This window comes from Lentzea sp. NPDC055074 (assembly GCF_053608005.1).
The window spans coordinates 66,871-88,089 of record NZ_JBSGUQ010000010.1 but is presented as its reverse complement, the minus strand read 5'-3'; the positions used below and the strand labels follow the sequence as shown (position 1 = coordinate 88,089).

The 21,219-nt window shown below is 68.9% G+C and carries 22 protein-coding genes; 6 read left to right on the top strand and 16 right to left on the bottom strand.

Annotated features, from left to right (window positions below; all coding sequences use genetic code 11):
- Positions 1-9: 9 nt before the first annotated feature.
- A complete protein-coding gene (locus ACWF7A_RS23245; protein ID WP_452252739.1) occupies positions 10-372 on the top strand; it encodes a winged helix-turn-helix transcriptional regulator in 363 nt (120 codons plus the stop codon).
- Here ACWF7A_RS23245 and ACWF7A_RS23240 read toward each other — a convergent pair.
- A complete protein-coding gene (locus ACWF7A_RS23240) occupies positions 362-1,930 on the bottom strand; it encodes a serine/threonine-protein kinase (RefSeq protein WP_452252563.1) in 1,569 nt (522 codons plus the stop codon). The two genes, ACWF7A_RS23245 and ACWF7A_RS23240, sit on opposite strands and share 11 nt — an antisense overlap.
- A 137-nt stretch (positions 1,931-2,067) precedes the next feature.
- Here ACWF7A_RS23240 and ACWF7A_RS23235 point away from each other — a divergent pair, with 137 nt between their 5' ends.
- Both ACWF7A_RS23235 and ACWF7A_RS23230 read left to right on the top strand, forming a co-directional pair.
- Entirely contained in the window at positions 2,068-3,267 is a 1,200-nt protein-coding gene (locus tag ACWF7A_RS23235) for a ricin-type beta-trefoil lectin domain protein (RefSeq protein WP_452252562.1), read from the top strand.
- A gap of 118 nt (positions 3,268-3,385) precedes the next feature.
- Positions 3,386-3,877 (top strand): beta-class carbonic anhydrase, encoded by a 492-nt coding sequence (locus tag ACWF7A_RS23230; RefSeq protein WP_452252561.1) that lies wholly within the window; start codon positions 3,386-3,388, stop codon positions 3,875-3,877.
- Here the strand turns inward: ACWF7A_RS23230 and ACWF7A_RS23225 are convergent.
- From ACWF7A_RS23225 to rlmN, 3 genes are read right to left on the bottom strand one after another with little or no spacing between them, the layout of a single operon-like run.
- Entirely contained in the window at positions 3,874-4,302 is a 429-nt protein-coding gene (locus ACWF7A_RS23225; protein ID WP_452252560.1) for a hypothetical protein, read from the bottom strand. The genes ACWF7A_RS23230 and ACWF7A_RS23225 overlap by 4 nt on opposite strands.
- Before the next feature lie 14 nt (positions 4,303-4,316).
- Positions 4,317-4,946, bottom strand: a complete 630-nt coding sequence (locus tag ACWF7A_RS23220; RefSeq protein WP_452252559.1) for a hypothetical protein — start codon at positions 4,944-4,946, stop codon at positions 4,317-4,319.
- Positions 4,947-4,990: 44 nt separating this feature from the next.
- Positions 4,991-6,097: a 23S rRNA (adenine(2503)-C(2))-methyltransferase RlmN gene (rlmN, locus tag ACWF7A_RS23215; RefSeq protein ID WP_452252558.1), complete on the bottom strand. Its 1,107-nt coding sequence runs from the start codon at positions 6,095-6,097 to the stop codon at positions 4,991-4,993.
- Between the two features lie 194 nt (positions 6,098-6,291).
- On the opposite strand from rlmN, the gene ACWF7A_RS23210 reads away from it, so the two are divergent.
- Positions 6,292-6,678 (top strand): PadR family transcriptional regulator, encoded by a 387-nt coding sequence (locus tag ACWF7A_RS23210; RefSeq protein ID WP_452252557.1) that lies wholly within the window; start codon positions 6,292-6,294, stop codon positions 6,676-6,678.
- 1 nt (position 6,679) lies between these two features.
- On the opposite strand, the gene ACWF7A_RS23205 is transcribed toward ACWF7A_RS23210, so the two are convergent.
- Complete coding sequence (locus ACWF7A_RS23205; RefSeq protein ID WP_452252556.1) at positions 6,680-7,657, bottom strand: aldo/keto reductase; 978 nt, start codon at positions 7,655-7,657, stop codon at positions 6,680-6,682.
- A 20-nt stretch (positions 7,658-7,677) separates the two neighbouring features.
- Entirely contained in the window at positions 7,678-8,409 is a 732-nt protein-coding gene (locus ACWF7A_RS23200; RefSeq protein WP_452252738.1) for a class I SAM-dependent methyltransferase, read from the bottom strand.
- Positions 8,410-8,515: 106 nt separating this feature from the next.
- On the opposite strand from ACWF7A_RS23200, the gene ACWF7A_RS23195 reads away from it, so the two are divergent.
- Positions 8,516-9,334, top strand: a complete 819-nt coding sequence (locus ACWF7A_RS23195; protein WP_452252555.1) for a VOC family protein — start codon at positions 8,516-8,518, stop codon at positions 9,332-9,334.
- 4 nt (positions 9,335-9,338) lie between these two features.
- Here ACWF7A_RS23195 and ACWF7A_RS23190 read toward each other — a convergent pair whose 3' ends face one another.
- The 5 genes from ACWF7A_RS23190 to rpsB all read right to left on the bottom strand — a co-directional run bounded on the left by ACWF7A_RS23190 (position 9,339) and on the right by rpsB (position 13,451).
- Positions 9,339-10,193, bottom strand: coding sequence for a phosphatidate cytidylyltransferase (locus ACWF7A_RS23190; protein ID WP_452252554.1), 855 nt, complete (start codon positions 10,191-10,193; stop codon positions 9,339-9,341).
- 68 nt (positions 10,194-10,261) lie between these two features.
- Positions 10,262-10,819, bottom strand: a complete 558-nt coding sequence (frr, locus tag ACWF7A_RS23185; RefSeq protein WP_439661074.1) for a ribosome recycling factor — start codon at positions 10,817-10,819, stop codon at positions 10,262-10,264.
- 61 nt (positions 10,820-10,880) lie between these two features.
- A complete protein-coding gene (pyrH, locus tag ACWF7A_RS23180) occupies positions 10,881-11,591 on the bottom strand; it encodes a UMP kinase (protein ID WP_301325822.1) in 711 nt (236 codons plus the stop codon).
- A gap of 121 nt (positions 11,592-11,712) precedes the next feature.
- Positions 11,713-12,528 (bottom strand): translation elongation factor Ts, encoded by an 816-nt coding sequence (gene tsf, locus ACWF7A_RS23175; RefSeq protein ID WP_093593403.1) that lies wholly within the window; start codon positions 12,526-12,528, stop codon positions 11,713-11,715.
- Between the two features lie 71 nt (positions 12,529-12,599).
- Positions 12,600-13,451 carry a 30S ribosomal protein S2 gene (gene rpsB / locus ACWF7A_RS23170; RefSeq protein WP_452252553.1) on the bottom strand — a complete coding sequence of 284 codons (852 nt, stop codon included), beginning with the start codon at positions 13,449-13,451 and terminating at the stop codon, positions 12,600-12,602.
- A gap of 370 nt (positions 13,452-13,821) precedes the next feature.
- Here rpsB and ACWF7A_RS23165 point away from each other — a divergent pair, with 370 nt between their 5' ends.
- Positions 13,822-14,289 carry a M23 family metallopeptidase gene (locus tag ACWF7A_RS23165; protein ID WP_452252552.1) on the top strand — a complete coding sequence of 156 codons (468 nt, stop codon included), beginning with the start codon at positions 13,822-13,824 and terminating at the stop codon, positions 14,287-14,289.
- Between the two features lie 1,091 nt (positions 14,290-15,380).
- Here ACWF7A_RS23165 and ACWF7A_RS23160 read toward each other — a convergent pair.
- The 5 genes from ACWF7A_RS23160 to ACWF7A_RS23140 all read right to left on the bottom strand — a co-directional run bounded on the left by ACWF7A_RS23160 (position 15,381) and on the right by ACWF7A_RS23140 (position 21,218).
- Positions 15,381-16,376 (bottom strand): FliA/WhiG family RNA polymerase sigma factor, encoded by a 996-nt coding sequence (locus ACWF7A_RS23160; protein WP_396426188.1) that lies wholly within the window; start codon positions 16,374-16,376, stop codon positions 15,381-15,383.
- Positions 16,351-17,328, bottom strand: a complete 978-nt coding sequence (locus tag ACWF7A_RS23155) for a tyrosine recombinase XerC (RefSeq protein WP_452252551.1) — start codon at positions 17,326-17,328, stop codon at positions 16,351-16,353. The genes ACWF7A_RS23160 and ACWF7A_RS23155 overlap by 26 nt, the downstream gene beginning before the upstream one ends.
- 376 nt (positions 17,329-17,704) lie before the next feature.
- Positions 17,705-18,874 (bottom strand): DNA-processing protein DprA, encoded by a 1,170-nt coding sequence (gene dprA / locus ACWF7A_RS23150; RefSeq protein WP_452252550.1) that lies wholly within the window; start codon positions 18,872-18,874, stop codon positions 17,705-17,707.
- On the bottom strand, positions 18,871-19,083 hold the full coding sequence (locus ACWF7A_RS23145) for a hypothetical protein (RefSeq protein WP_452252549.1): 213 nt from the start codon (positions 19,081-19,083) through the stop codon (positions 18,871-18,873). The genes dprA and ACWF7A_RS23145 overlap by 4 nt, the downstream gene beginning before the upstream one ends.
- Positions 19,084-19,694: 611 nt before the next feature.
- Entirely contained in the window at positions 19,695-21,218 is a 1,524-nt protein-coding gene (locus ACWF7A_RS23140) for a YifB family Mg chelatase-like AAA ATPase (protein WP_452252548.1), read from the bottom strand.
- Position 21,219: the final 1 nt, after the last annotated feature.

Here is a 21,219-nt window from a genome sequence, read left to right as displayed (position 1 = left end):
TACCTCAAGATGTGCCCGTGCCGCGACCTGCTGGACATGGTCGCCTCGAAGTGGACGGCGCTGGTGATCGGCGACCTCGAAGACGGGCCCAGGCGGTTCGGTGAGCTGAAGCGCCGGTTGGAAGGCGTCAGCCAGAAGATGCTCACGCAGACGTTGCGCACGCTGGAACGCGATGGGCTCGTCACGCGCACTGTGTACCCCTCGGTGCCGTTGCGCGTCGAGTACGAGCTGACCGAGCTCGGGCGCAGCGTCACGGAGCCGCTGGCCGCGCTGCGGCTGTGGGCGCAGCGGAACTACGAGTCCGTGGCCGAGGCGCGCGAGACGTTCGACAGCGCCGAGCCCGTCGGCCTGGAGCCCGCGACTAGCCGGTGAGCACCCAGCCCTGCAGGAACTCCCGCTGGTAGCCCTCGCAGTTCTCCGTCACGGAGTCGAAGTGGTGCCCGCCGAGGTTGCAGCGGTAGAGCGGCAGGGTGGTGACGTCACTGGGCTTCGCGGTGAAGACGTACCCGAGGACGCCGCCGTAGCGGGTCTGCCCCTCGCAGGTCGCGGAGGACGACGTCATCCGGTCCTCGGAGTTGTTGATCACGCAGCTGTACAGCGGCTTCGTGTTCGGCTCCTCCTTCGCGAGGAGCTTGCCGAGGCCGCCGGTGTTCTCGACGGTGAACCCGGCCGGGACGCCGAGGTTCGGCGTTCCGCTGTAGTGCCAGCCTTTTCCGTTGCGATAGCGGGAGAACGCGAGGCTGTCGCGCGGCGGCTTCGGTTGCGTGGTCTGCTGCGCGGGCTGCGTCGTCGTCTGAGCGGGTTTCGAGGTCTGGGTGGACGAGGGCGCCGCGCTGCTGCTGCTCGGTGCGGCGCTGCTGCTGGAGGCCGTGCTGGACGGCGCACTGCTCGTCGTGGACGACGGCTGCTCGGAGGCCGGCCCCTGCTGTGCGGCGGCCGCCTCCCCCCGCCGCGTGTCCGGCTTGACCAGGAACACCGCGGCGAGCGCGATCACCACGACGACCGCCGCGGCACCGGCGAACAGCCCGATCTTCTTGCGGGACTGGGGCTTCCCGTCGTTCCAGTCGTCCCTCGTCGTCTGCGGTGTCACGTAGCCGGTGACGGGTTCGATGACGACGGTCTGCTCGGACGGCGTGAGCGGCTTGACCACCGTTGTGGCGCCGCTGAGCCGTTCCCGCAGCTGTGCCGCCGTGAGCCGGCGGCTGTCGTCCTGGGACAGCAACGCCATGATCGTGTCGGCGAGCGGGCCCCGGGTCCGTTGCAGGACCGGCTCCTCGTACATGATCGCGTGCATGGTGGCCGCGGTCGTGTCGCGCTGGAACGGAGAACGGCCTTCGACGGCGTGGAACATGGTGGCGCCCAACGCCCACAGGTCGCTCGCCGGTGAAGGTTGCTTGCCGGCGAACAGTTCCGGCGCCATGTACCCCGGCGACCCCATGATGCCGCCGGTCGCCGTCAGCCCCGGATCGTCCATCGCGCGGGCGATGCCGAAGTCGGCGAGCTTCACCCGTCCGTCGCCCAGCACCATGATGTTGCTGGGCTTGACGTCCCGGTGCACGATGCCCGCCGCGTGCGCCGCTTCCAGCGCGTTGAGCGTCTGCAGGCCGATGTCCGCGACCTCGTCCTCGGTGAGCCGCCTGCGCGTCATGACCTCGGAGAGCGTCGGCGCCTCGACGAGCTCCATGACCAGGTACGTCGCGCCGTGCTCGACGAGGACGTCGTAGATGCCGACGACGTTCGGGCTGTTCAGGCGGCCTGCCGTGCGAGCTTCCCGCAGCACCCGCTCGGTCTCGGTGGTCCGCAGCTCCTTGAGCGCGACCTGCCGGCCGATGACCCTGTCCTCGGCGAGCCAGACGACCCCCATGCCGCCCCGGCCGAGCTCTCTGAGCATCGCGTATCTGCCCGCGACCAGCCTTGTCTCATCCCCCACGACGCCGCATGGTAGCCGCACGGTCGTATCGGCTGGTTTCCTGTCCTGTTCTGTCCGCTGACAGTCCGTGCCGGTTTCGCTACCGTTCGAGATGGTCTAGACCGCTTCCCTGTCATCGCGTTGAAGGCGGTCTGCTCATGTCTTCTGTCGTGTTGCTCGTGGCGTTGTCCCTGCTCAGTCCGATCGTGGACGACCTGCCGGACGAGTTCCGACAGCCTTCGTCCGCCGTGTCCGTCCAGTCCGTCGTGTGTGACGGCGACGGTGTGAGCGGCAAGCGCGTCCAGGCCGTGTACGTGCGCGGCGACCAGTCCGCGGACCGGTATCCGCAGCTCGTGGGCCAGTTCCAGACGTTCGCCGACCAGATCGACACCTTGTTCGTCGAGGCGGCTTCACGTCTGGGCGGCGGCGTTCGGCACGTGCGTTTCGTGACGCAGGCCGACTGCCGCGCGAAGGTGGACAACGTTGTCGTGCCCCAGTCGGCGATGTCGTCCCCTTCTGCTGTCGCGGACCAACTGGCGGCGCGCGGCTACAACCGCACCGATCGCAAGTACCTGTTCTGGCACGACTCCGGCGGCTGCGGTGTGGCGTGGGGAGCGCCGGGCGACGACCGTCCCGGCGCCGACAACGGCTACAACTCCGGACCTTCTTACGCCGCAGTGGGAACGGGCTGCTGGACGTGGCAGGCCAGCGGCCACGAACTGCTGCACACACTGGGCGCCGTGCAGCGTTCGGCACCGCACTCCACGGCGCACGGCCACTGCTGGGACGACCAGGACATCATGTGTTACGACGACGGCGGCATCCCCAACCCGCCCGGTGGCCTGGTGAACGTCTGCCCGGGAGCCCCCGAGAACCAGCTCGACTGCGGTGGTGACGACTACTTCCACACCAACCCCGCTTCGGGTTCCTACCTGGCGACGCACTGGAACGTGGCGCGCAGCCAGTTCCTCACGTCGTCCGGTCCGGCCTCCGGCGCGATCGTCGGTATAGGCGGAAAGTGCGTCGACGTCAGCAACTCCGGTACCGCGGACGGCACCGTGATCCAGCGCTGGGGGTGCAACAGCACCGGCGCCCAGCAGTGGACGCGCAGCGGGGACACGTTGCGCGCCTTGGGAAAGTGCATGGACGTCAACGGTTCCGGGGTCGCCGACGGCACGGTCGTGCAGTTGTGGACGTGCAACGGCACCGGCGCCCAGGTGTGGTCCCGCGTCGGGAACACGTTGCGCAACCCGCAGTCCGGCAAGTGTCTGGACGCCGCCGGCAACTCATCGGCTGACGGCACGAGGCTGAACATCTGGACGTGCACGGGCGGCGCGAACCAGAACTGGCAGCTGTAGACGTGTCGGCCCCCGCTTGTGTCTGAGTGGGGGCCTTTCTCACCTTTCGGGCGCTGTTGCAGGTATGCGCATACGACAGTTTGCTCACCTGTACATCCCGGTGAGAGGACTTCGCATCATGTCGGTCACGGACGAACTGCTCGCGAACAACGCCACCTACGCCGCCCAGTTCTCGGGCCCGCTCCCCCTGCCCCCGGCCAAGCACGTGGCCGTCGTGGCCTGCATGGACGCCCGCATAGACGTGTACCGCGTGCTGGGGTTGAACGAGGGCGAGGCGCACGTCATCCGCAACGCCGGCGGCGTCGTGACCGAGGACGAGATCCGTTCGCTCGCCATCAGCCAGCGCCTGCTCGGCACGCGCGAGATCATCCTCATCCACCACACCGACTGCGGCATGCTGACGTTCACCGACGACGAGTTCAAGCGCTCGATCCAGGACGAGACCGGCGTGAAGCCCTCATGGTCCGCCGAGGCGTTCGGCGACCTGGAGGAGGACGTGCGCCAGTCGATCGGCCGCATCACCGGCAACCCGTTCGTGCCGGTCAAGGACTCGGTGCGCGGCTTCGTCTTCGACGTGGCGACCGGCGTGCTGACCGAGGTGAAGCCCTAGAGCGAGGCCCAGCAGTAGAGCCGTTCGCCGTTCTTCTTCGCTTCCACGGCAAGGGCTCGGAGGTTCCCCAGGATGTCCGCGAGCACCACGGGGTCGAACCCGTCGAGCTCCTCGATCCGCGCCCAGGCCACCGCGGTCCCGGCCAGGTCGTCCGCCGCCGCGAGCCCGTCCCGCAGCCCGTCGGTGACGGTGAGGACCAGCACCTCACCGTCCAGTTCCATCGCGACGTCGTGGCCCCACCTCGGGTCCTCGGAGACGTCGTCGTAGGGCCGTCCGGTGAGCAACTCCTCCAGCTCGCCCATGACCACGGCGGGATCGAGCGACTTGGTCTCGACCGTCGGGAACACCCCCACCGGCCCACCGTCGATCGCGGTGGCCGCGAGCTCGTCGGACGGCGCGGCGAAGTAGTCGTACAGGACACCCATGATCCGAGGCCCCCTCAGGCGTGCACGCGATGTTCGTCGCAGTAGACCACGTGCAGCCAGTTCCAATGCTGGTCTTTGGCCATGACCTCGGCGCAGCAGTGCGTACCGGGCGCCTCGTGCATGTGCCGTGGACAGTCCTCGACCAACTGCCGAAACGCCTCCCCGCCCGCCTGGAACGAGGGCCTGTCCCCCACGACGAACACGGTGCTCTCGAAGATCTCGCCGCGCGGCAGCCCCTGCTTCCACCGGGGCACCGGCCGTTCGCGCGGCATCCCTTGGCACACAACGGTGTGCGGCCGTGGCTGCCGGATCTTGGCGCGCACGTCCTTCCACTTCGACAGGCGAAACCCGAGACCGTGGTGCAGGAGCACGAGGTCCAGCGCGGCGCCGTCGGTGCTGCGGCACTCGCAGTCGCTCTGCCGCAACGGCAGGTACACCAGCGTGCGCGGCGACCGCATCGCGAACGCCCAGGCCATGCTGATCTCGAGCGCCGACGCCTTGGTCACGCACGCCTCGACGCCCATGTACCCCTCGTACAGCGGCGCGTGCTTCAGCGGCCGGGCAGGCTGCACCACGCGGTACTCGTCCTTGCCCAGCCTCACCGTGCTGACGAGCGTGCGCCAGCGTTCCCCCTCGAGTCTCATCGAGAGGGAACGGTAGAAGCCCGGGGGCTTCTCAGCGACTGATTTCAGCCCTCGGCGGCGAGCTGGCCGCAGGCGGCCGCGATCTCCTGGCCACGCGTGTCCCGCACGGTGCACTCGACACCCTGCTCGCGCACCCGCCGCACGAACTCCCGCTCGACCGGCTTCGGCGACGCGTCCCACTTCGACCCAGGAGTCGGGTTCAGCGGGATCAGGTTCACGTGCACGAGCTGCCCGAGGTGCTTGCGCAGCTTCTTGCCGAGCAGGTCCGCCCGCCAGCCCTGGTCGTTGATGTCGCGGATGAGCGCGTACTCGATGCTGACGCGCCGCCCGGTCTTGTCCGCGTACCCGCGGGCCGCCTCCAGGACCTCGGCGACGTTCCACTTCGTGTTGACCGGCACCAGCGTGTCGCGCAGCTCATCGTCCGGCGTGTGCAGCGACACCGCGAGCCTGACCTGCAGGTTCTCCTCGGTCAGCTTCTTGATCGCGGGCACGAGGCCGACCGTCGACACCGTCACGTGGCGCTGCGAGATGCCCAGGCCGTCCGGCGCCGGGTCGCAGATGCGGTGGACAGCCTCGAGGATGCGCTTGTAGTTCGCGAGCGGCTCGCCCATGCCCATGAAGACGATGTTCGACAGGCGGCCGGGACCACCCGGCAGGTCGCCGTCACGCATGGCGGCGGCGCCGAGGCGCACCTGGTCGACGATCTCCGCCGTCGACAGGTTGCGCTGCAGACCGCCCTGGCCGGTCGCGCAGAACGGGCACGCCATGCCGCAGCCGGCCTGCGACGAGATGCACAGCGTCGCGCGGTCCGGGTAGCGCATGAGCACGGACTCGATGAGCGTGCCGTCGTGCGCGCGGAGCAGCGTCTTCGCCGTGGTGCCCTCGTCGGCCGTGACCTTGCGCACGACCGTGAACAACGGCGGCATCAGGTCGGCGACGAGCTTGTCGCGCGACTCCGCCGGGATGTCGGTCATCTCGGCCGGGTCGACGGTCAGGCGGCTGAAGTAGTGGTTCGACAGCTGCTTGGCCCGGAACGGCTTCTCACCAAGGGCCGCAACGGCTTCCGCGCGTTGGGCGGGAGAGAGGTCGACCAGGTGGCGCGGCGGCAGGCCGCGCTTGGGCGCGTCGAAGACAAGGGGAAGCGAGGTCATAGCACATCTAGTGTCCCACGAACTTCACCAACACAAGACCGTTGCATCGCGATAGGTTCCGATATATCGTTAGCGAAATGATGATGAAACCACACCACAGAGAGCACCACCACAGGCATCGCCGCGGTCCCTTCGGGGGCGGCGGCAGGGGCGGCCGCCAGAGGCGCGGCAACGTCCGGGCGGCGGTTCTGTCCTTGCTGGCAGAACGGCCGATGCACGGCTACGAGATCATCCAGGAGATCGCCAGGCGCACCGGCGGCGTGTGGAGCCCGAGCCCCGGCTCGGTCTACCCGACGCTGCAGATGCTCGCCGACGAAGGCCTCGTCTCCGCGACCGAAGAAGGAGGCAAGAAGCTGTTCACCGTGACCGACCACGGCAGGTCGGAGCACACGGCCACACCGTGGCGCGACATCGAGATCCAGCTGGACCCGGTCGACGGCGAACTGCGCACGGCGGTCCGTCTGCTGGGCGCCGCGATGGAGCAGATCTCCCACGCGGGCACACCCGAGCAGAAGACCCGCACCATCGAGCTCTACAACGAACTGCGGCGCAAGCTCTACGCCATCCTCGCCGAGGAGTGACCTACCACCGGTCGTGCACGTGCGGCCGGATCAACTCGTCGTACACCTCGGCGACAGCCTTGCCGTCCACCGGTTCGAGCGCGGCGGCCTGCGAGTTGCCCCGCGCCTGCTCGACGTTGCGAGCACCGGGAATCACCACCGTGACGCCAGGCTGGTCCACGATCCACCGAAGCGCGAACTGCGCCATCGTGGCCCCCTCCGGCACCAGCGGCCGGAGTCGTTCCACGGCCTCCAGGCCCACCTCGTAGGGCACCCCGGAGAACGTCTCGCCGACGTCGAAGGCCTCACCGTTGCGGTTGTAGTTGCGGTGGTCGTCCGCACCGAACGTCGTGGCCTTGTCGTACTTCCCGGTCAACAGCCCGGAAGCGAGCGGCACCCGCGCGATGATCGCGACTCCGGCCTCCGCCGCCTTCGGCAGCACCTCCTCGAGGGGCTTGAGCCGGAACGCGTTCAGGATGATCTGCACGCTGGCCACGTGCGGACGCCTGATCGCCTCCAACGCCTCCTCGACCTTCTCCACAGACACGCCATAAGCAGCAATCCGTTGCTGCTCAACCATTTCGTCCAAGGTGTCATACACCTCGTCACGGCTGTAAACAGCGGTGGGCGGACAATGCAGCTGCACGAGGTCCAACGTGTCGACACCGAGGTTGCGGCGGCTCCGGTCGTTCCACGCGAGGAAGTTCTCCCGGCTGTACCCCTCTGCGACCTGAGCCGGCAGCCGCCGCCCCATCTTCGTGGCGACGAAGATCCCGTCGTCCTTGCGCTCCTTCAGGAACCGCCCGACCAACGTCTCGCTGCGGCCGTCGCCGTACACGTCGGCGGTGTCGAAGAAGTCGACCCCCGTGTCGGCCGCGGCGTGCAGCAACGCGAGGGCGTCGCTCTCGTCCACCTCGCCCCAGTCGGCGCCGAGCTGCCAGCAACCCAGCCCGACGACGCCGACCTGGCGGTTCAACCTGCCTGCGATTCGCTTCTCCACGAACCGAGCCTAGTGCGAATTCAGAGGATCAGCCCTTTCGGCTTGCGCCGGACGTGCAGCCGATAGCCGACCGGAAAGCTCAATCCGGTCACCGAGGCGATCGCCCGTTCGGCCACCTTCGCGGAGAACTCGATGCGCAGCACGGCTTCCAAGTCCTCGCGCTTCTCGAACCGCCACTCAGCAACAACCCGCCGCAACGAAAACCCGTTGTCCGAGAAGAACTTCTCGACCACCGCCGGGTCATAACGAGGTTCGTCGGCACGCAACCAAGGCCCGTACGGCTCGGCCGCGCCGTCCAAATCGACGATCGCGAGCGCGCCACCCGGCCGCAGCACCCGGTCCGCCTCGCGCAGTCCCGGTTCACATCCAGGACCGAAGAAATACGCCGTGCGAGCGTGCACGAGATCCGCGGAGGCGTCGTCGAGCGGCAGCCGTTGCGCGGGACCGGAAACGACGCGTGCATTGGACATCGAAGCAATTCGGTGTTTCGCGCGCACAACCAGCGGCGGGTGCGGTTCCACGCCCGTGACGGACTTCGCGGTCTCCGCGAACAGCGGCAGGTGGAAGCCGTCTCCGCAGCCGACGTCCACGACATCGCGGTCCGCAAACGGACATTCTTCGCTTAACGCCGCCCAAATCGCGCCGTTGACGTCCTGGGCACGGTTCTCGACCTCGTAGACGTCGGGCCAGTGCCAGATGTTCGGGCTCGGCACGACATCTACCGGACGCACCGCGTTCAACGCCGCCCGCACGAATCCCCTCACGAAGACACTGTAAGACCTCCATTTGCCTGCGACCGTTCGAATTCGTCCATTCACGGCGTAGCGTGTTGGCATCTCTTTCCTGCAGGAGGCGGCAGTGTCGATCGCGCCCAACACGCCCAAGCTCGCGCCGTTGTTGTCCGGAAGTCCGTGCTGGGTCGAGAGAACCGTCGACGACCTCAAAGGCGCGATCGAGTTCTACACCGGCCTGTTCGGCTGGCACTACGCCGACGACGCCGGCTACACGGTGGCGATGGTCGACGGCATCCCCGTCGCCGGACTGCCCCAGGGAGAGCCCGACGCTTGGCGGTTGTACCTGGTCACACCCCATGCGCGCGCCACTGCGGAGAAGGCTTTCCACCTCGGCGGGTCGGTGCTGCGCAACCCCGAGGACGCGGCCGACCACACCCAGAGCACGGTGATCGCCGACCCGACCGGCGCCGTCGTCGGGTTCCGGCACGTGCCGCCGGACTGGCGTTTCGGCATGGGAGGCCACGGTTCCTACGCGTGGGCCGAGCTGAACACCCGTGACGGCGCGGCGGCCGACGAGTTCTTCGGCGAGCTGTGCCACTACGACATCATGCAGATCGGCGACGGCCATCGGCTGGACTACGCGTCGTGGTCCGTCGAGGGCACCGAGGTGATCGGCCGGCAGAAGATGGGGCGCGAGTTCCCGTACGCGGAGCGCTCCCACTGGATGGTGTACTTCAACGCCGCGCCCGAGATCGGGATCGACTCGGTGGCGTACCGGGTGCTGGAGCTCGGCGGGCGGGTGACCGTCGAGCCCTACGACACCCCGTTCGGACGCATCACCGTGGTCGAGGACCACGCGGGGATGGCGTTCTCCGTGATCGACCCGTCGCGCGTGATCGAGGCCGAGCCGCGCACCGAGGTGGACGACCCGTTCGACGACTAGCGGGCTACTGCACGAAGAGGTGCAGCAGCAGCCAGGAGGCGACGGCGGACGGGAGGAGCGAGTCCATCCGGTCCATCAGGCCGCCGTGCCCGGGCAGCAGCGTGCCCATGTCCTTGATGCCGAGGTCGCGCTTGATCAGCGACTCGACCAGGTCGCCCGCGGTGGCCGTGACGACGAGCACGGCACCGAACAGCGCGCCCTGCCACCACTGGCCGTCGAGCAGCGTCGTCACCGTGATCGCGCCGCCGACCGCACCTGCGGTCAACGAGCCGGCGAAGCCCTCCCAGGACTTCTTCGGGCTGATCGTCGGCGCCATCGGGTGCTTGCCGAGGAAGACGCCCGCCGCGTAACCGCCGACGTCCGACAGCACGACACCGATGATGAACGCGAACGCACGGCCCGCACCATCCTCCGGGACGACGAGCATGGCCGCGAACGCGGCGAACAAAGGGATGTACGCGACGGTGAACACCGACGCGCTGAGGTCGCGCAGGTAGCCGTCCGAACCGCCGCGGAACCGCCAGATCATGCACACCAGCACGGTGACCACGAACGCGGTCATCATGCCGGAGCGTTCCAGCGGCCACGACAGCCAGATGATCGCCTGCCCGCCGATCAGCGCGGGCCAGAGGGCGACGTTGATGCCGCTCTTCTTGAAGGCGTTGGCGATCTCCCACGTCGACACCGCCGCGGCGGCCGCGACGATGCCGATGAAGGTCTCCTTGACGGTCAGCAACGACACGATGATCATCGCGCCGAGACCGACTCCGACCAGGATCGCCGCCCGCAGGTCGCGGCCCGCGCGCGACGGCTTCGACGTCGGCACGTCCGCGGGACCGCCTGCCACCTGTGCTCCCATCAAGACCTCCGCCCGGCCTGGGCAATCACGCCTGCGGCGACTCGGCCGGGCGAACCATCAGTGGAACATCAGACTTCGAGGAGTTCGGCTTCCTTGTGCTTCACGAGCTCTTCGACCTGCGCCACGTAGCGGTGGGTCAGAGCCTCGAGCTCCTTCTCACCACGCGCGCCGTCGTCCTCGCCGACCTCGCCGTCCTTGACGAGCTTGTCGATCTCTTCCTTCGCCTTGCGACGAACGCCGCGCAGGGAGACCTTGGCGTCCTCGCCCTTCGACTTGGCGACCTTCACCATGTCCCGGCGGCGCTCCTCGGAGAGCTGCGGGATGACGATGCGGATGATCGAGCCGTCGTTGCTCGGGTTGACGCCCAGGTCGGAGTCCCGGATCGCCTTCTCGATGGCGTTCAGCTGGCCCGCGTCGTACGGCTTGACGACGGCCATGCGGGCCTCGGGGACGGTGATGCTCGCCATCTGGTTCAGCGGCGTCATCGAGCCGTAGTAGTCGATGTGGATGCGGTTGAACATCGAGGGAGTCGCACGACCGGTTCGGACGGAGGAGAGGTTCTCCTTCGCGACCGAAACCGCCTTTTCCATCTTCTCCTCGGCGTCGAGGAGGGTCTCGTCGATCACGACTGCTCCTTGCTCTGCGTGTTCGTGCCCAATTCCCGGTCCTGGAGAGATCCCACCAGGTCTAGAAGGCCGGACGGCCACCGGGGGTGCTGACCAGAGTGCCGATCTTCTCACCACGCACCGCGCGAGCGATGTTCCCCTCGGTGAGGAGGTTGAAGACGAGGATCGGCATGTTGTTGTCCATGCAGAGGCTGAACGCCGTCGCGTCGGCGACGTTGAGGCCGCGCTCCAGCACCTCGCGGTGGGTGATGTTGTCGAACATCAGCGCGTCCGGGTCGATCTTGGGGTCGGCCGTGTAGACACCGTCGACGGCCTTGGCCATCAGGACGATCTCGCAGCCGATCTCCAGCGCGCGCTGGGCGGCCGTGGTGTCCGTGGAGAAGTACGGCAGGCCGGCGCCGCCACCGAAGATGACGACGCGCTTCTTCTCGAGGTGGCGCATCGCGCGGCGCGGGATGTAGGACTCGGCGACCTGCGTCATCTGGATGGAGGTCTGCACGCGCGTGTCGATGCCGTGCTCGCGCTCGAGGAAGTCCTGCAGCGCCAGGCAGTTCATGACCGTGCCGAGCATGCCCATGTAGTCGGCCCGCGAGCGGTCCATGCCGCGCTGCTGGAGCTCGGACCCGCGGAAGAAGTTGCCACCACCGATCACGACGGCCACCTGCACGCCGGACTTGTGGACGGCCGCGATCTGGCGGGCGACTGTCTGGACGACGTCGGGATCAACGCCGACGCCACCGCCGCCGAACATCTCGCCACCGAGCTTGAGCATCACCCGGCTGTAGCCGTGGCTACCTTCTTCGCTCACAGGTCCTCTCCTTTGGCCCCGGGGAACTTCTTGTGACACGCCAAGGGCGGGGTCGCTGGTACCCGCAACCCCGCCCTCGTGCGAATCAGCTCTGGCCGACCTCGAACCGAGCGAAACGGGTCACCGTCACGCCGGCCTCGTCCAGAAGAGCCTTGACCGTCTTCTTGCTGTCCGTCACGGAAGCCTGCTCGGTGAGCACGACGTCCTTGAAGAAGCCGTTGACGCGACCCTCGACGATCTTGGGGAGCGCGCCCTCGGGCTTGCCCTCCTCGCGAGCGGTCTCCTCGGCGATGCGACGCTCGTTGGCGACGAGCTCCTCGGGAACCTCGTCACGGGTGACGTACTTCGGGCGCATCGCGGCGATCTGCATCGCGGCACCCTTGGCGACCTCGGCGTTGTCGCCGGTGTACTCGACGAGCACGCCGACGGCGGGCGGCAGGTCGGCAGCGCGCTTGTGCAGGTAGACCGAGACGGTGCCGTCGTAGTCGACGGCCTTGGCCAGCTCGAGCTTCTCGCCGATCTTGGCGGAGAACTCCTGGACCAGCGCGTCCACGGTCTTGCCGTCGACCTCGACGGCCTTGAGGGCCTCGACGTCGGCGACCTTGTTCGCCTTGGCGAGCGCGACGATGTCGTCGGCCAGGGCGATGAAGTCGGCGTTCTTGGCCACGAAGTCGGTCTCGCAGCGCAGCTCGACCATCGCGCCGTCCTTGACGGCGACGAGGCCGTTGGACGTGGTGCGCTCGGCGCGCTTGCCGACGTCCTTGGCGCCCTTGATGCGCAGGATCTCGACGGCCTTGTCGAAGTCGCCGTCCGCCTCGTCCAGCGCCTTCTTGCAGTCCATCATGCCGGCGGCGGTCAGCTCGCGGAGCTTCTTGACGTCCGCGGTGGTGTAGTTCGCCATCGTTTTCCTTCTGCGATGTACGCGCTTAGGTCACGAGGTGCCCGCTTGTGGGCGGGCACCTCGTGGGGAAATCAGGACTGGACGGGCTGCTCGGCCGGAACCTCGGCCGCAACCTCAGCCGGGGCCTCGGTCGCGACGGCGGCGTTGGTGGTCAGGAGCTCCTGCTCCCACTCCGCCAGCGGCTCGTCGGCGGCCTGGGGCTTGTCCTGGCCGTCGGCGGCGTCGCGGCGACCACCGGAGCGCTGCATGAGACCGGCGGCGGCGGCCTCGGCCACGACCTTGGTCAGCAGGGCGGCGGAACGGATCGCGTCGTCGTTACCCGGAATCGGGTAGTCGACCTCGTCCGGGTCGCAGTTCGTGTCGAGGATCGCCACGATCGGGATGTTCAGCTTGCGAGCCTCACCGACCGCGATGTGCTCCTTCTTGGTGTCCACGATCCACACGGCGCTGGGCACCTTGGACATGTCGCGGATACCGCCGAGCGTGCGCTCCAGCTTGTCCTTCTCGCGGTTCATCATCAGGATTTCCTTCTTGGTGAAACCCTGGAAACCGCCGGTCTGCTCCATCGACTCGAGCTCCTTGAGGCGCTGAAGCCTCTTGTGGACCGTCGAGAAGTTGGTGAGCATGCCGCCCAGCCAGCGCTGGTTCACGTAGGGCATGCCGACGCGGAGCGCCTCGTTGGCGATGGCCTCCTGCGCCTGCTTCTTCGTGCCGATGAACAGGATCGACCCGCCGTGCGCGACCGTCTCCTTGACGAACTCGAAAGCCCGGTCGATGTAGGTCAGCGTCTGCTGCAGGTCGATGATGTAGATGCCGTTGCGCTCGGTGAAGATGTAGCGCTTCATCTTCGGGTTCCAGCGCCTGGTCTGATGCCCGAAGTGCACGCCGCTGTCGAGCAGCTGCCTCATGGTTACGACGGCCATGGCCGGTTCGCACCTCATCTGTAGGACGCGCCAGGTCTGGCCTTTGCGCGTCGATCCGGTTGTCGCCTCCGGCCGGTCCGGCCTTCAGCCCTGGTGCCTTCGCCTCCGTCCGCACCCGCGAGGCATCTCTGCACCCTCGGGACCGTCGGACGTCGTGACTCGACGCAGCTGGGATCAGCCGGTCGGATCTGCGTTGGCACGCGAAGTCGCCCCGCGCACAGACGGGACGCGCCCAAAAGTCTACTCCCCATCCCCGACAAACTTCGAATCGCCCCCATCTCGCAGGGCGTAGTTGTCCACAACCGGCGAGTAATCCACAGATCCCCGATACCCGCTGGTCCCAGCCCGCCCCTGCCCCCACCGTTGACCCATGCCCCTCCTCCCCACCGCCCTGCTGCTCACCGCCCTCCTGGCCCCGCCGCCCGACCGCTTCGCCTGGCCGCTGCCCCCACCGCACCCGGTGGTGCGCGCCTTCGAAGCCCCGGCCACCCCGTTCGGCCCGGGCCACCGAGGGGCGGACCTCGCCTCACCCGCGGGCACCGCAGTGCTGGCCGCGGCCGACGCGACAGTGGTCTTCGCAGGCGCGGTGGCCGCCAGAACCCTGGTGTCGCTCCAGCACCGCAACGGCCTGCGCACCACCTACGAGCCGATCGCCCCCACCGTCACGGCGGGCAGCACCATCCGCCGGGGCGAGGTGATCGGCCACCTCCAACCGGGCCACTGCCCGTCCCCGTGCCTGCACTGGGGCGCCCGCCGGGGCACCGCCTACCTGGACCCGCTCCGCCTGGTCACCTCGGGCCGGGTACGCCTGCTCCCACTCCCCACCGCCCCCACCTAGGGCAGGCCGCAGGCCAGCGCCGCGACGTCCCCTCGCACGGCGCTCCGACGGGCGCTTCCCGCCTCTTCCCACGGCCGGAACAGCGCGGCGCACCCCGATCCCGCCGCAGCGCGCCCGTCAGGTGCCGGGAGGCGGCCACCCCTCACCTCGCCGCCTCCCGGCCCACCTGACTCACACCCGATCCGCTCCCCAGTGCGGCCGGCCCCACGCCTGACCTGCCCCCACCGATCCGGTCCCACCTGGTCCCGCTTCCGGCCCGCATCGGTCTGGTTCTCCCAGGGTCGACCAGCACGGGTCGACCAGCACGGGTCAGCCAGCACGGGGTCGTGCCAAACGCGATGTCACCACCGCACCGCTCACGGCCAAGGCAACGCCTCTTCACGACCGCCTGCCGGTTCCGGCGACCGACTCCCCCGCGGTGGCTCGCCATCCACGCGCAAGACCCACCCCTGCTCGACCCACGCGGTGCGCCACACCAGCCATCACCACCAGCACCAGGCACAGGCATCGGCATCGGCATCGGCATCGGCATCGGCATCGGCATCGGCATCGGCCCACATCACCAGCAGACGACAGCAAGCCCACCCGTCCCGACCTCAAGGCACCCGCCAGCACATCGGCTCCCCCGCGCACCTGGTCGCGAACACCTCGACCTACTGGTTCCGGGGGCACCCACCCAGGTGGGCGGCCGCCAACCGCCCGACTTCTGGCATCCGTGTCCGTCGGCTGACCGGTTCCAGCTGAGGCCGTTCGTCGTTCGACACCTGCGGGCTCAGGCGCTCACCAGGTGCTCACCCTGCGGCGCACGCGGTTCGCGACCGCGCGACGGCGGCTCCGGCCGCCTGGCGTCGGTGCGGCGCTCGGCTCGTTCGACTGGCGGTCGCCCGAGTCGTGGTTCGGACGTTCGGCGGAATGCCCGAGTGGGCACTCGGCGTGCTTGGAGCGGCTACAAGTGCCACCCGTTCGAGTGAATTAGGCCTGGCAACGGGCGGAAAGGGGGTTTTAGGCCCTTTGTGAGTGTTGCGAAGCTTCCCGGTACGGGTGTTCGACAGCCGGCTCATCGGCCTGGCTGCTGGTGGTTCGAGGTGCGGTCAGGCCTCGGACTGCTCGTTGAGCTTCGTGCGCAGGCGCAGCACGGCTCGGGTGTGCAGCTGGCAGACCCTGGACTCGGTGACGCCGAGGACCTTGCCGATCTCGGCGAGCGTCAGGTTCTCGAAGTAGTACAGGGTCACGACCACGCGGTCGCGTTCTGCGAGCTGGGCGATCGCGTCGGCCAGCTGACGGCGGCTGTCCTGGTCGACGAGGCTCGCCACCGGGTCTTCGGCGGCGTCGTCGGGCAGCGACTCCGCGAGGGAGGAGCCGCCCTTGTTCGGGGCGATCAGCTCGTCGAGGGCGACGACGCTGGTGAGCTGCAGCTGGCCGTAGAGCTCGCGGAGCTCGGCCAGACCGATCTTGAGCTCTGCGGCGAGCTCGCGGTCGGTGGGCGTGCGCTGCAGCTTGGCGCCGAGGCGTTCGAGGGCTCGTTCGACGTCGCGGGCGCGACTGCGGACCGAGCGCGGCACCCAGTCCTGGGAGCGCAGGTCGTCGAGGATCGCGCCGCGGATGCGCTGCATGGCGTAGGTCTCGAACTTGAGGCCGCGTTCCGGCTCGAACTTCTCGATCGCGTCGACCAGGCCGAAGATGCCGGACTGGATCAGGTCGGCCACGTCCACGTGCGCGGGCAGGCCCGTGCCGACGCGGCCGGCGACGTATTTGACCAGCGGCGCGTAGTGCAGCACCAGGCGGTCGCGCTGGCTCTGCTCGCGGGACTCGCCGTAGCTGCGCCACAGGGCGACGATGCCGGCCTCGACGTCGTCACCGGACCGCACGTCCGCGCGCGTCACCGCAGTCGGAACGGCCGCTGGCGTGCCGTTGACATGCGTGTTGGCACCGGGCTCGGGGGTCGCCTCGGTGCGTGGCGCGCCGTTCTGACGGTGCCCGTTGCTCGCCTGCTTCGACACTGGTGCGGGCAGGACGGGTTCAGGGGGCACGGTCGCCGTACGCGATCCTCCCCCTGCGGCGTCAGGAACGGGGGTGGGTTCGGTCATGGATCGCCTTCAGCCGTTCGACAGTGACGTGTGTGTAAAGCTGAGTCGTTGCGAGCGTAGCGTGACCAAGCAGTTCTTGGACGGTGCGCAGGTCCGCTCCTCCTTCCAGCAAATGGGTCGCAGCGGAGTGGCGCAACCCGTGCGGCCCGATGTCCGGTGCATCCGGTACCACGGCGACGACCTCGTGCACCAGGGTGCGAACAGCCCGCTGGTTCAGCCGGCCGCCGCGGGCGCCGAGGAACAGGGCCGGTGGCGAATCCGGTGCTACCAGGGCGTTTCGCCCCTCGTCCACCCACCGCCGCAGCGCACGCTCGGCCGGCACGCCGAACGGCGTGCTGCGCTCGCGTCCACCTTTGCCCAGAACTCGAATCACCCTTAGGGAGTAGTCCACGTCGTCGAGATCAAGACCACAGAGTTCAGCCACGCGGATACCTGTGGCGTACAGCAACTCCACCACGGCCTGATCACGCAGCGCAACCGGATCACCTTGGGACGCGCCAGAGGATACGGCCCTCATCGCGTCCTTCGCCTGGTCTTCGCGCAACACCGAGGGCAGCGTCCGATGAGGCCGCGGAGCAGCCAGCTTCGGACCCGGATCCGAGGCCAAACGCCCTGCTCTGTGGGCCCACGCGGTGAACGCGCGCGCAGCCGCGGCACGCCGCGCGAGCGTCGTGCGGCTCGCACCTGCGGCGCGTTGCGCGGCAAGCCATGACCTCAGATTCGTGAGGTCGATGCGCTCGACGTCCGCATTTCCCGGGATATTCCCGGCGACGTGTCCAAGCAATGCCACCGCATCACCGATGTAGGCGCGCACCGTGTGCGGCGACAGATCACGCTCCAACATCAGGTGCCGCTCGTACTGCCGCAACACGTCTTCCACCGTCGCCGGCAGATTTTCGCGCAGGCGAACGAGATCGACACGACGTGTCCGACCATGCGGCGGCGGGGACATAGGCCAAGACGCTGCGCCAGTCGGGGCGTTTGGTCAAGTATCGCCACACCCTCGCGCCATTTGGGAGCGCTCTCATGATCAGGAAGACGATAACGTTTCAACTCCCTGTGACCAGTCGGGCTTCATCGGCACCCACAGATCACCTTTCGGAGTAGTCGCGACCGTCCACGGCGCCCTCCACACCGCCGCCTGACTCGCCACCGGCAGTTCAGACCTGATCAGCGTGGTGATGTCGCCTCGTTCGGCACGGTCGCTTTCCCGGTACAGAAAGGCCCTGGCCCACCAGGAATCACATGCGCCGTACTGGCGAGTAGCAAGTCCAAGTTCAGTCTTAGCAGCAGCTCAGCGATCGATTACCGTCCATAATGGACGAACGTCAACCCACCTCCAGCTTCTGCCAGCCTTCGTCCACTTGCAATGCGAGCCCGGCGAGTTCCAGTTCTGGCAACAACGCCCGCACCCGGTCCAACGGCACCCCGGACTCGACCGAGACGGCCTCGTCGCAGACACCGTTCCGCTTCCCCAGTGCCTCGTACACGCGCATGGCCTCGCTCTGGGGAGCGCCGAGGTCGCTCTCCTTCTCGGCGGGCTGCGTGGCGAGGTCGTCGCCGAACCGTCCGACCGACTCGACGATCTCGGCCACCGAACTCACCGACACGGCCTGCCCGTCCCGCAACAACTCGTGACAGCCGACCGAGCTCACGGACGTAACAGGCCCCGGCACCACCATCAACGGCCGCCCCAGGGCAAGCGTGATCGCGGCCGTGTTCTTGGCCCCACTACGACGCCCGGCCTCCACGACGACCGTGCCGCCGCCCAAGCCGGCGATGAGCCGGTTGCGGGTGAGGAACCGATGCCGCGCGGGTGTCACTCCGGGCGGGTACTCGCTGACGATCAGGCCCTCTCGCGCGACACGACCGAGCAAGCCCTGGTGACCACCGGGGTAAGCGATGTCCGCGCCGCACGCCAGCACCGCGATCGTCACCCCGCGACCTCCGAGCGCACCGCGGTGAGCAGCACCGTCGATCCCGTACGCGGCCCCGGAGACAACGGTCATCCCGGCCGCCGCCAACCCGAAGGCGAACTCGCCGGCAACGTGCTCGCCGTACGCGCTGGCAGCCCGGGACCCGACCACGGCCACGGCCTTGTCGACCACGTCGGCGAGAAAGTGCGGACCCCGCACCCACAGCGCGAGCGGCTCACCTCCACACCGCCGAGCAGCCACGTTCCCGAGCCCGAGCAACGGCCAGCGAGGCCACTCGTCGTCCTCGGGAACGACCAGCCGCCCACCCCGCCCGTCGATGAACTCGAGGTCCGCGTGGGCACGGTCAGCAGCCCGCCGCGCGGACGTCTGGCTGGCCACCGATGGCGAAACTTCGCCGATACGCACCATCTCCGCGGCCTGGACCGGCCCGACTTCGGCGACCAGCCCCGCGAGCGCACCCGGATACGGCTCCGCGACGCGGGACAGGTAGGCCCTGGCCAGGCGGACGGCCTCGCTGGCCGTTTTGGTCTTCGGCGCCGTCTTGGTCTTCGGCGCGGTCATCGGAACCACCACCAGGGCAGCCAGCGCTGCCAGGGGCCGGGGCGCCACGGGTTCGGTGGGCTGGCACCGGAGGTGCGCCTGCGGACCGTGCAGTGCAGCTGGAGAAGTGCGGGCACGGCGGCCGCGGCTGTGGTGATGGGGGTCGCGGCCACTGCGGGGACGGGGATGGGGATGGGGATGGGGAGCGCGGGGATGAGGAGTGGGGTCATGGCTGGGCTCCTTGGTCGAGGGGCGGTAGTCGAGGGGCGGTAGTCGAGGGGCGGTAGTCGATGGGGCGCGGGACGGGAGGCGGGGTCAAGGCGTGTGGGGACGCGAGGTCGCGAGGTCGCGAGGTCGAGAGGTCTGGGAGGTCGAGGGAAGTTCAGAGGTGAGGCCAGGTGTGGTGGTGAGCGAGACGAGTAGGTGCGTGGAGGTGGGCTCAGCGAGATCCCCAGCGGTGAAGAGAGCCGGGCGGCGTGGGCGGGTGCCTAGGTGAGCGGGTGCCCAGGTGAGCGGGTCGCCCGTCGGGGAAGGCTGGCGACCCGCTCGGGTGGACGCGAGTTGAGGCTTGGGGCTCGCGTCCGGTGGCTCGGAGGCCTGGGTTGGGACAGGCCTCCGAACGTCTGGGGGTGGGTGCCGGGCGCGAAGCGGGAGTGGGGCTTCGCGCCCGGCGGCATGGGGCGGCCTGGGGTCGCGCGCCGGGTTGGGGAGGGTGAGCGGCGCTCGCGGGGGACGAGCGCCCGCTCGGTTAGGCGCCGGGCGCGGAGTCGGGGCGTTGAGCTCCGCGACCGGCTGCTGGGGGTCAGCCGCGTTGCTGGATGTGAGCAGTGCGGCTGGCGGGTCAGGTGTGGGCTCTTCGTTCTCGGAACTGGAGTGCTGCGGCCACGTGGTCCGGGGTTGGGCTGTCTGCCTCCGCCAGATCGGCGAGGGTCCAGGCGACTCGGAGGCAACGGTCGGCCCCTCGGCCCGTCAGGGCGCCTACGGCGAGGGCTCGGTCCAGCAGGGCCGTTGTCGGCCTTGGCAGGGCGAACTCTCTGCGCAGGGCTGGGCCTGGGACCAGGGCGTTCGACTGCCAGGTGTGGCCGTGGGCCGACCAGCGGGTAGCTGCCCTCGCCCTGGCTTTGAGGACTCTGGCTCTCACCACTGCGGTTGGTTCTGGCGGGGCGGCGTCCGCGTTGGCCATGGCCGTTGTCGCCCTCATGCGGACCCTCAGGTCGACGCGGTCGAGGAGTGGACCCGAGAGGCGGGACTGGTAGCGGCGGCGGACTGTGGCCGTGCAGATGCAGTCGGTCTCCTTCGGCGGGGCGCAGGGGCAGGGGTTGGTGGCGAGGATCAGCTGGAAGCGGGCCGGGTAGCGGGCTATGCCGTCTCGGCGCGGGATGCGGATCTCGCCCTCTTCCAGGGCTGTGCGGAGGGTGTCGATCGTCTTCTGGCCGAACTCGCAGGCCTCGTCGAGGAACAGGACACCCTTGTGGGCTCTGGAGGCCGCGCCTGGTTTGGCCATGCCGCTGCCGCCGCCTATCAGGGCCGCCATCGACGTCGTGTGGTGCACGTTCACGAACGGCGGGCTGGCTACCAGGGGGCAGCCGGAGGAGAGGACTCCCGCCACCGAGTGGACTGCTGTCACTGCCAGGGACTCCTGGCGGCTCAGGGGCGGCAGGAGGCCGGGGAGGCGTTCGGCCAGCATCGTCTTGCCTGTGCCCGGCGGGCCTGTCAGGAGCAGGTGGTGGGCTCCTGCCGCGGCTACCTCCAGGGCCCAGCGGGCTTCTGGCTGGCCCACCACGTCGGCCAGGTCCGGGACTGCTGGGAGTGGCGGGTCCGCTGGCTCGGGTGGCTCTTGCAGCTGCACGGGCTCGCCTCGGAGCCAGGCCAGGACCTCGGCGAGGGTCTGGGCTCCGTGCACGGTGATGCCGTCCACCAGGGCTGCCTCGGGCAGGGCGTCCACCGGGACGATCGCTGTCGTGAGGCCTGCTCTGCGGGCGGCCAGCAGGGACGGCAGGACGCCTCGGATCGTGCGGACCCGGCCGTCCAGGGCCAGCTCGCCCAGCAGGGCCGTGGTGGCGAGGCGGTCGCACGGGACCGAGCCGGCCGCGGCGAGGGTGGCGCAGGCGATCGCCACGTCGTAGCTGCTGCCGCCCTTGGGCAGGTTCGCCGGGGACAGGCCCAGGACGATGCGCTGCTTCGGCCACTCCTCCTCGCTGTTGCGGACAGCGGCCTTCACGCGTTCCTTCGACTCGTGCAGCGACGCGTCGGGCAGGCCCAGGAGGTGGGTGCGGGGCTGGCCCACGCCCACGTCGGCCTCGATCTCGACCGCCAGGCCGTCGACGCCGTAGAGCGCGACGGACCAGGCCTGCGCCAAGCCCATC

Excerpts from the sequence above, each read along its gene's own strand:
- ACWF7A_RS23245 (WP_452252739.1), top strand. The coding sequence starts at position 10 with ATGTGCCCGTGCCGCGACCTGCTGGACATGGTCGCCTCGAAGTGGACG.
- ACWF7A_RS23235 (WP_452252562.1), top strand. The coding sequence starts at position 2,068 with ATGTCTTCTGTCGTGTTGCTCGTGGCGTTGTCCCTGCTCAGTCCGATC.
- ACWF7A_RS23230 (WP_452252561.1), top strand. The coding sequence starts at position 3,386 with ATGTCGGTCACGGACGAACTGCTCGCGAACAACGCCACCTACGCCGCC.
- ACWF7A_RS23225 (WP_452252560.1), bottom strand. The coding sequence starts at position 4,302 with ATGGGTGTCCTGTACGACTACTTCGCCGCGCCGTCCGACGAGCTCGCG.
- ACWF7A_RS23220 (WP_452252559.1), bottom strand. The coding sequence starts at position 4,946 with ATGAGACTCGAGGGGGAACGCTGGCGCACGCTCGTCAGCACGGTGAGG.
- rlmN (WP_452252558.1), bottom strand. The coding sequence starts at position 6,097 with ATGACCTCGCTTCCCCTTGTCTTCGACGCGCCCAAGCGCGGCCTGCCG.
- ACWF7A_RS23190 (WP_452252554.1), bottom strand. The coding sequence starts at position 10,193 with ATGGGAGCACAGGTGGCAGGCGGTCCCGCGGACGTGCCGACGTCGAAG.
- pyrH (WP_301325822.1), bottom strand. The coding sequence starts at position 11,591 with ATGCTCAAGCTCGGTGGCGAGATGTTCGGCGGCGGTGGCGTCGGCGTT.
- tsf (WP_093593403.1), bottom strand. The coding sequence starts at position 12,528 with ATGGCGAACTACACCACCGCGGACGTCAAGAAGCTCCGCGAGCTGACC.
- rpsB (WP_452252553.1), bottom strand. The coding sequence starts at position 13,451 with ATGGCCGTCGTAACCATGAGGCAGCTGCTCGACAGCGGCGTGCACTTC.
- ACWF7A_RS23165 (WP_452252552.1), top strand. The coding sequence starts at position 13,822 with ATGCCCCTCCTCCCCACCGCCCTGCTGCTCACCGCCCTCCTGGCCCCG.
- ACWF7A_RS23160 (WP_396426188.1), bottom strand. The coding sequence starts at position 16,376 with ATGACCGAACCCACCCCCGTTCCTGACGCCGCAGGGGGAGGATCGCGT.
- ACWF7A_RS23155 (WP_452252551.1), bottom strand. The coding sequence starts at position 17,328 with ATGTCCCCGCCGCCGCATGGTCGGACACGTCGTGTCGATCTCGTTCGC.
- dprA (WP_452252550.1), bottom strand. The coding sequence starts at position 18,874 with ATGACCGCGCCGAAGACCAAGACGGCGCCGAAGACCAAAACGGCCAGC.
- ACWF7A_RS23145 (WP_452252549.1), bottom strand. The coding sequence starts at position 19,083 with ATGACCCCACTCCTCATCCCCGCGCTCCCCATCCCCATCCCCATCCCC.
- ACWF7A_RS23140 (WP_452252548.1), bottom strand. The coding sequence starts at position 21,218 with ATGGGCTTGGCGCAGGCCTGGTCCGTCGCGCTCTACGGCGTCGACGGC.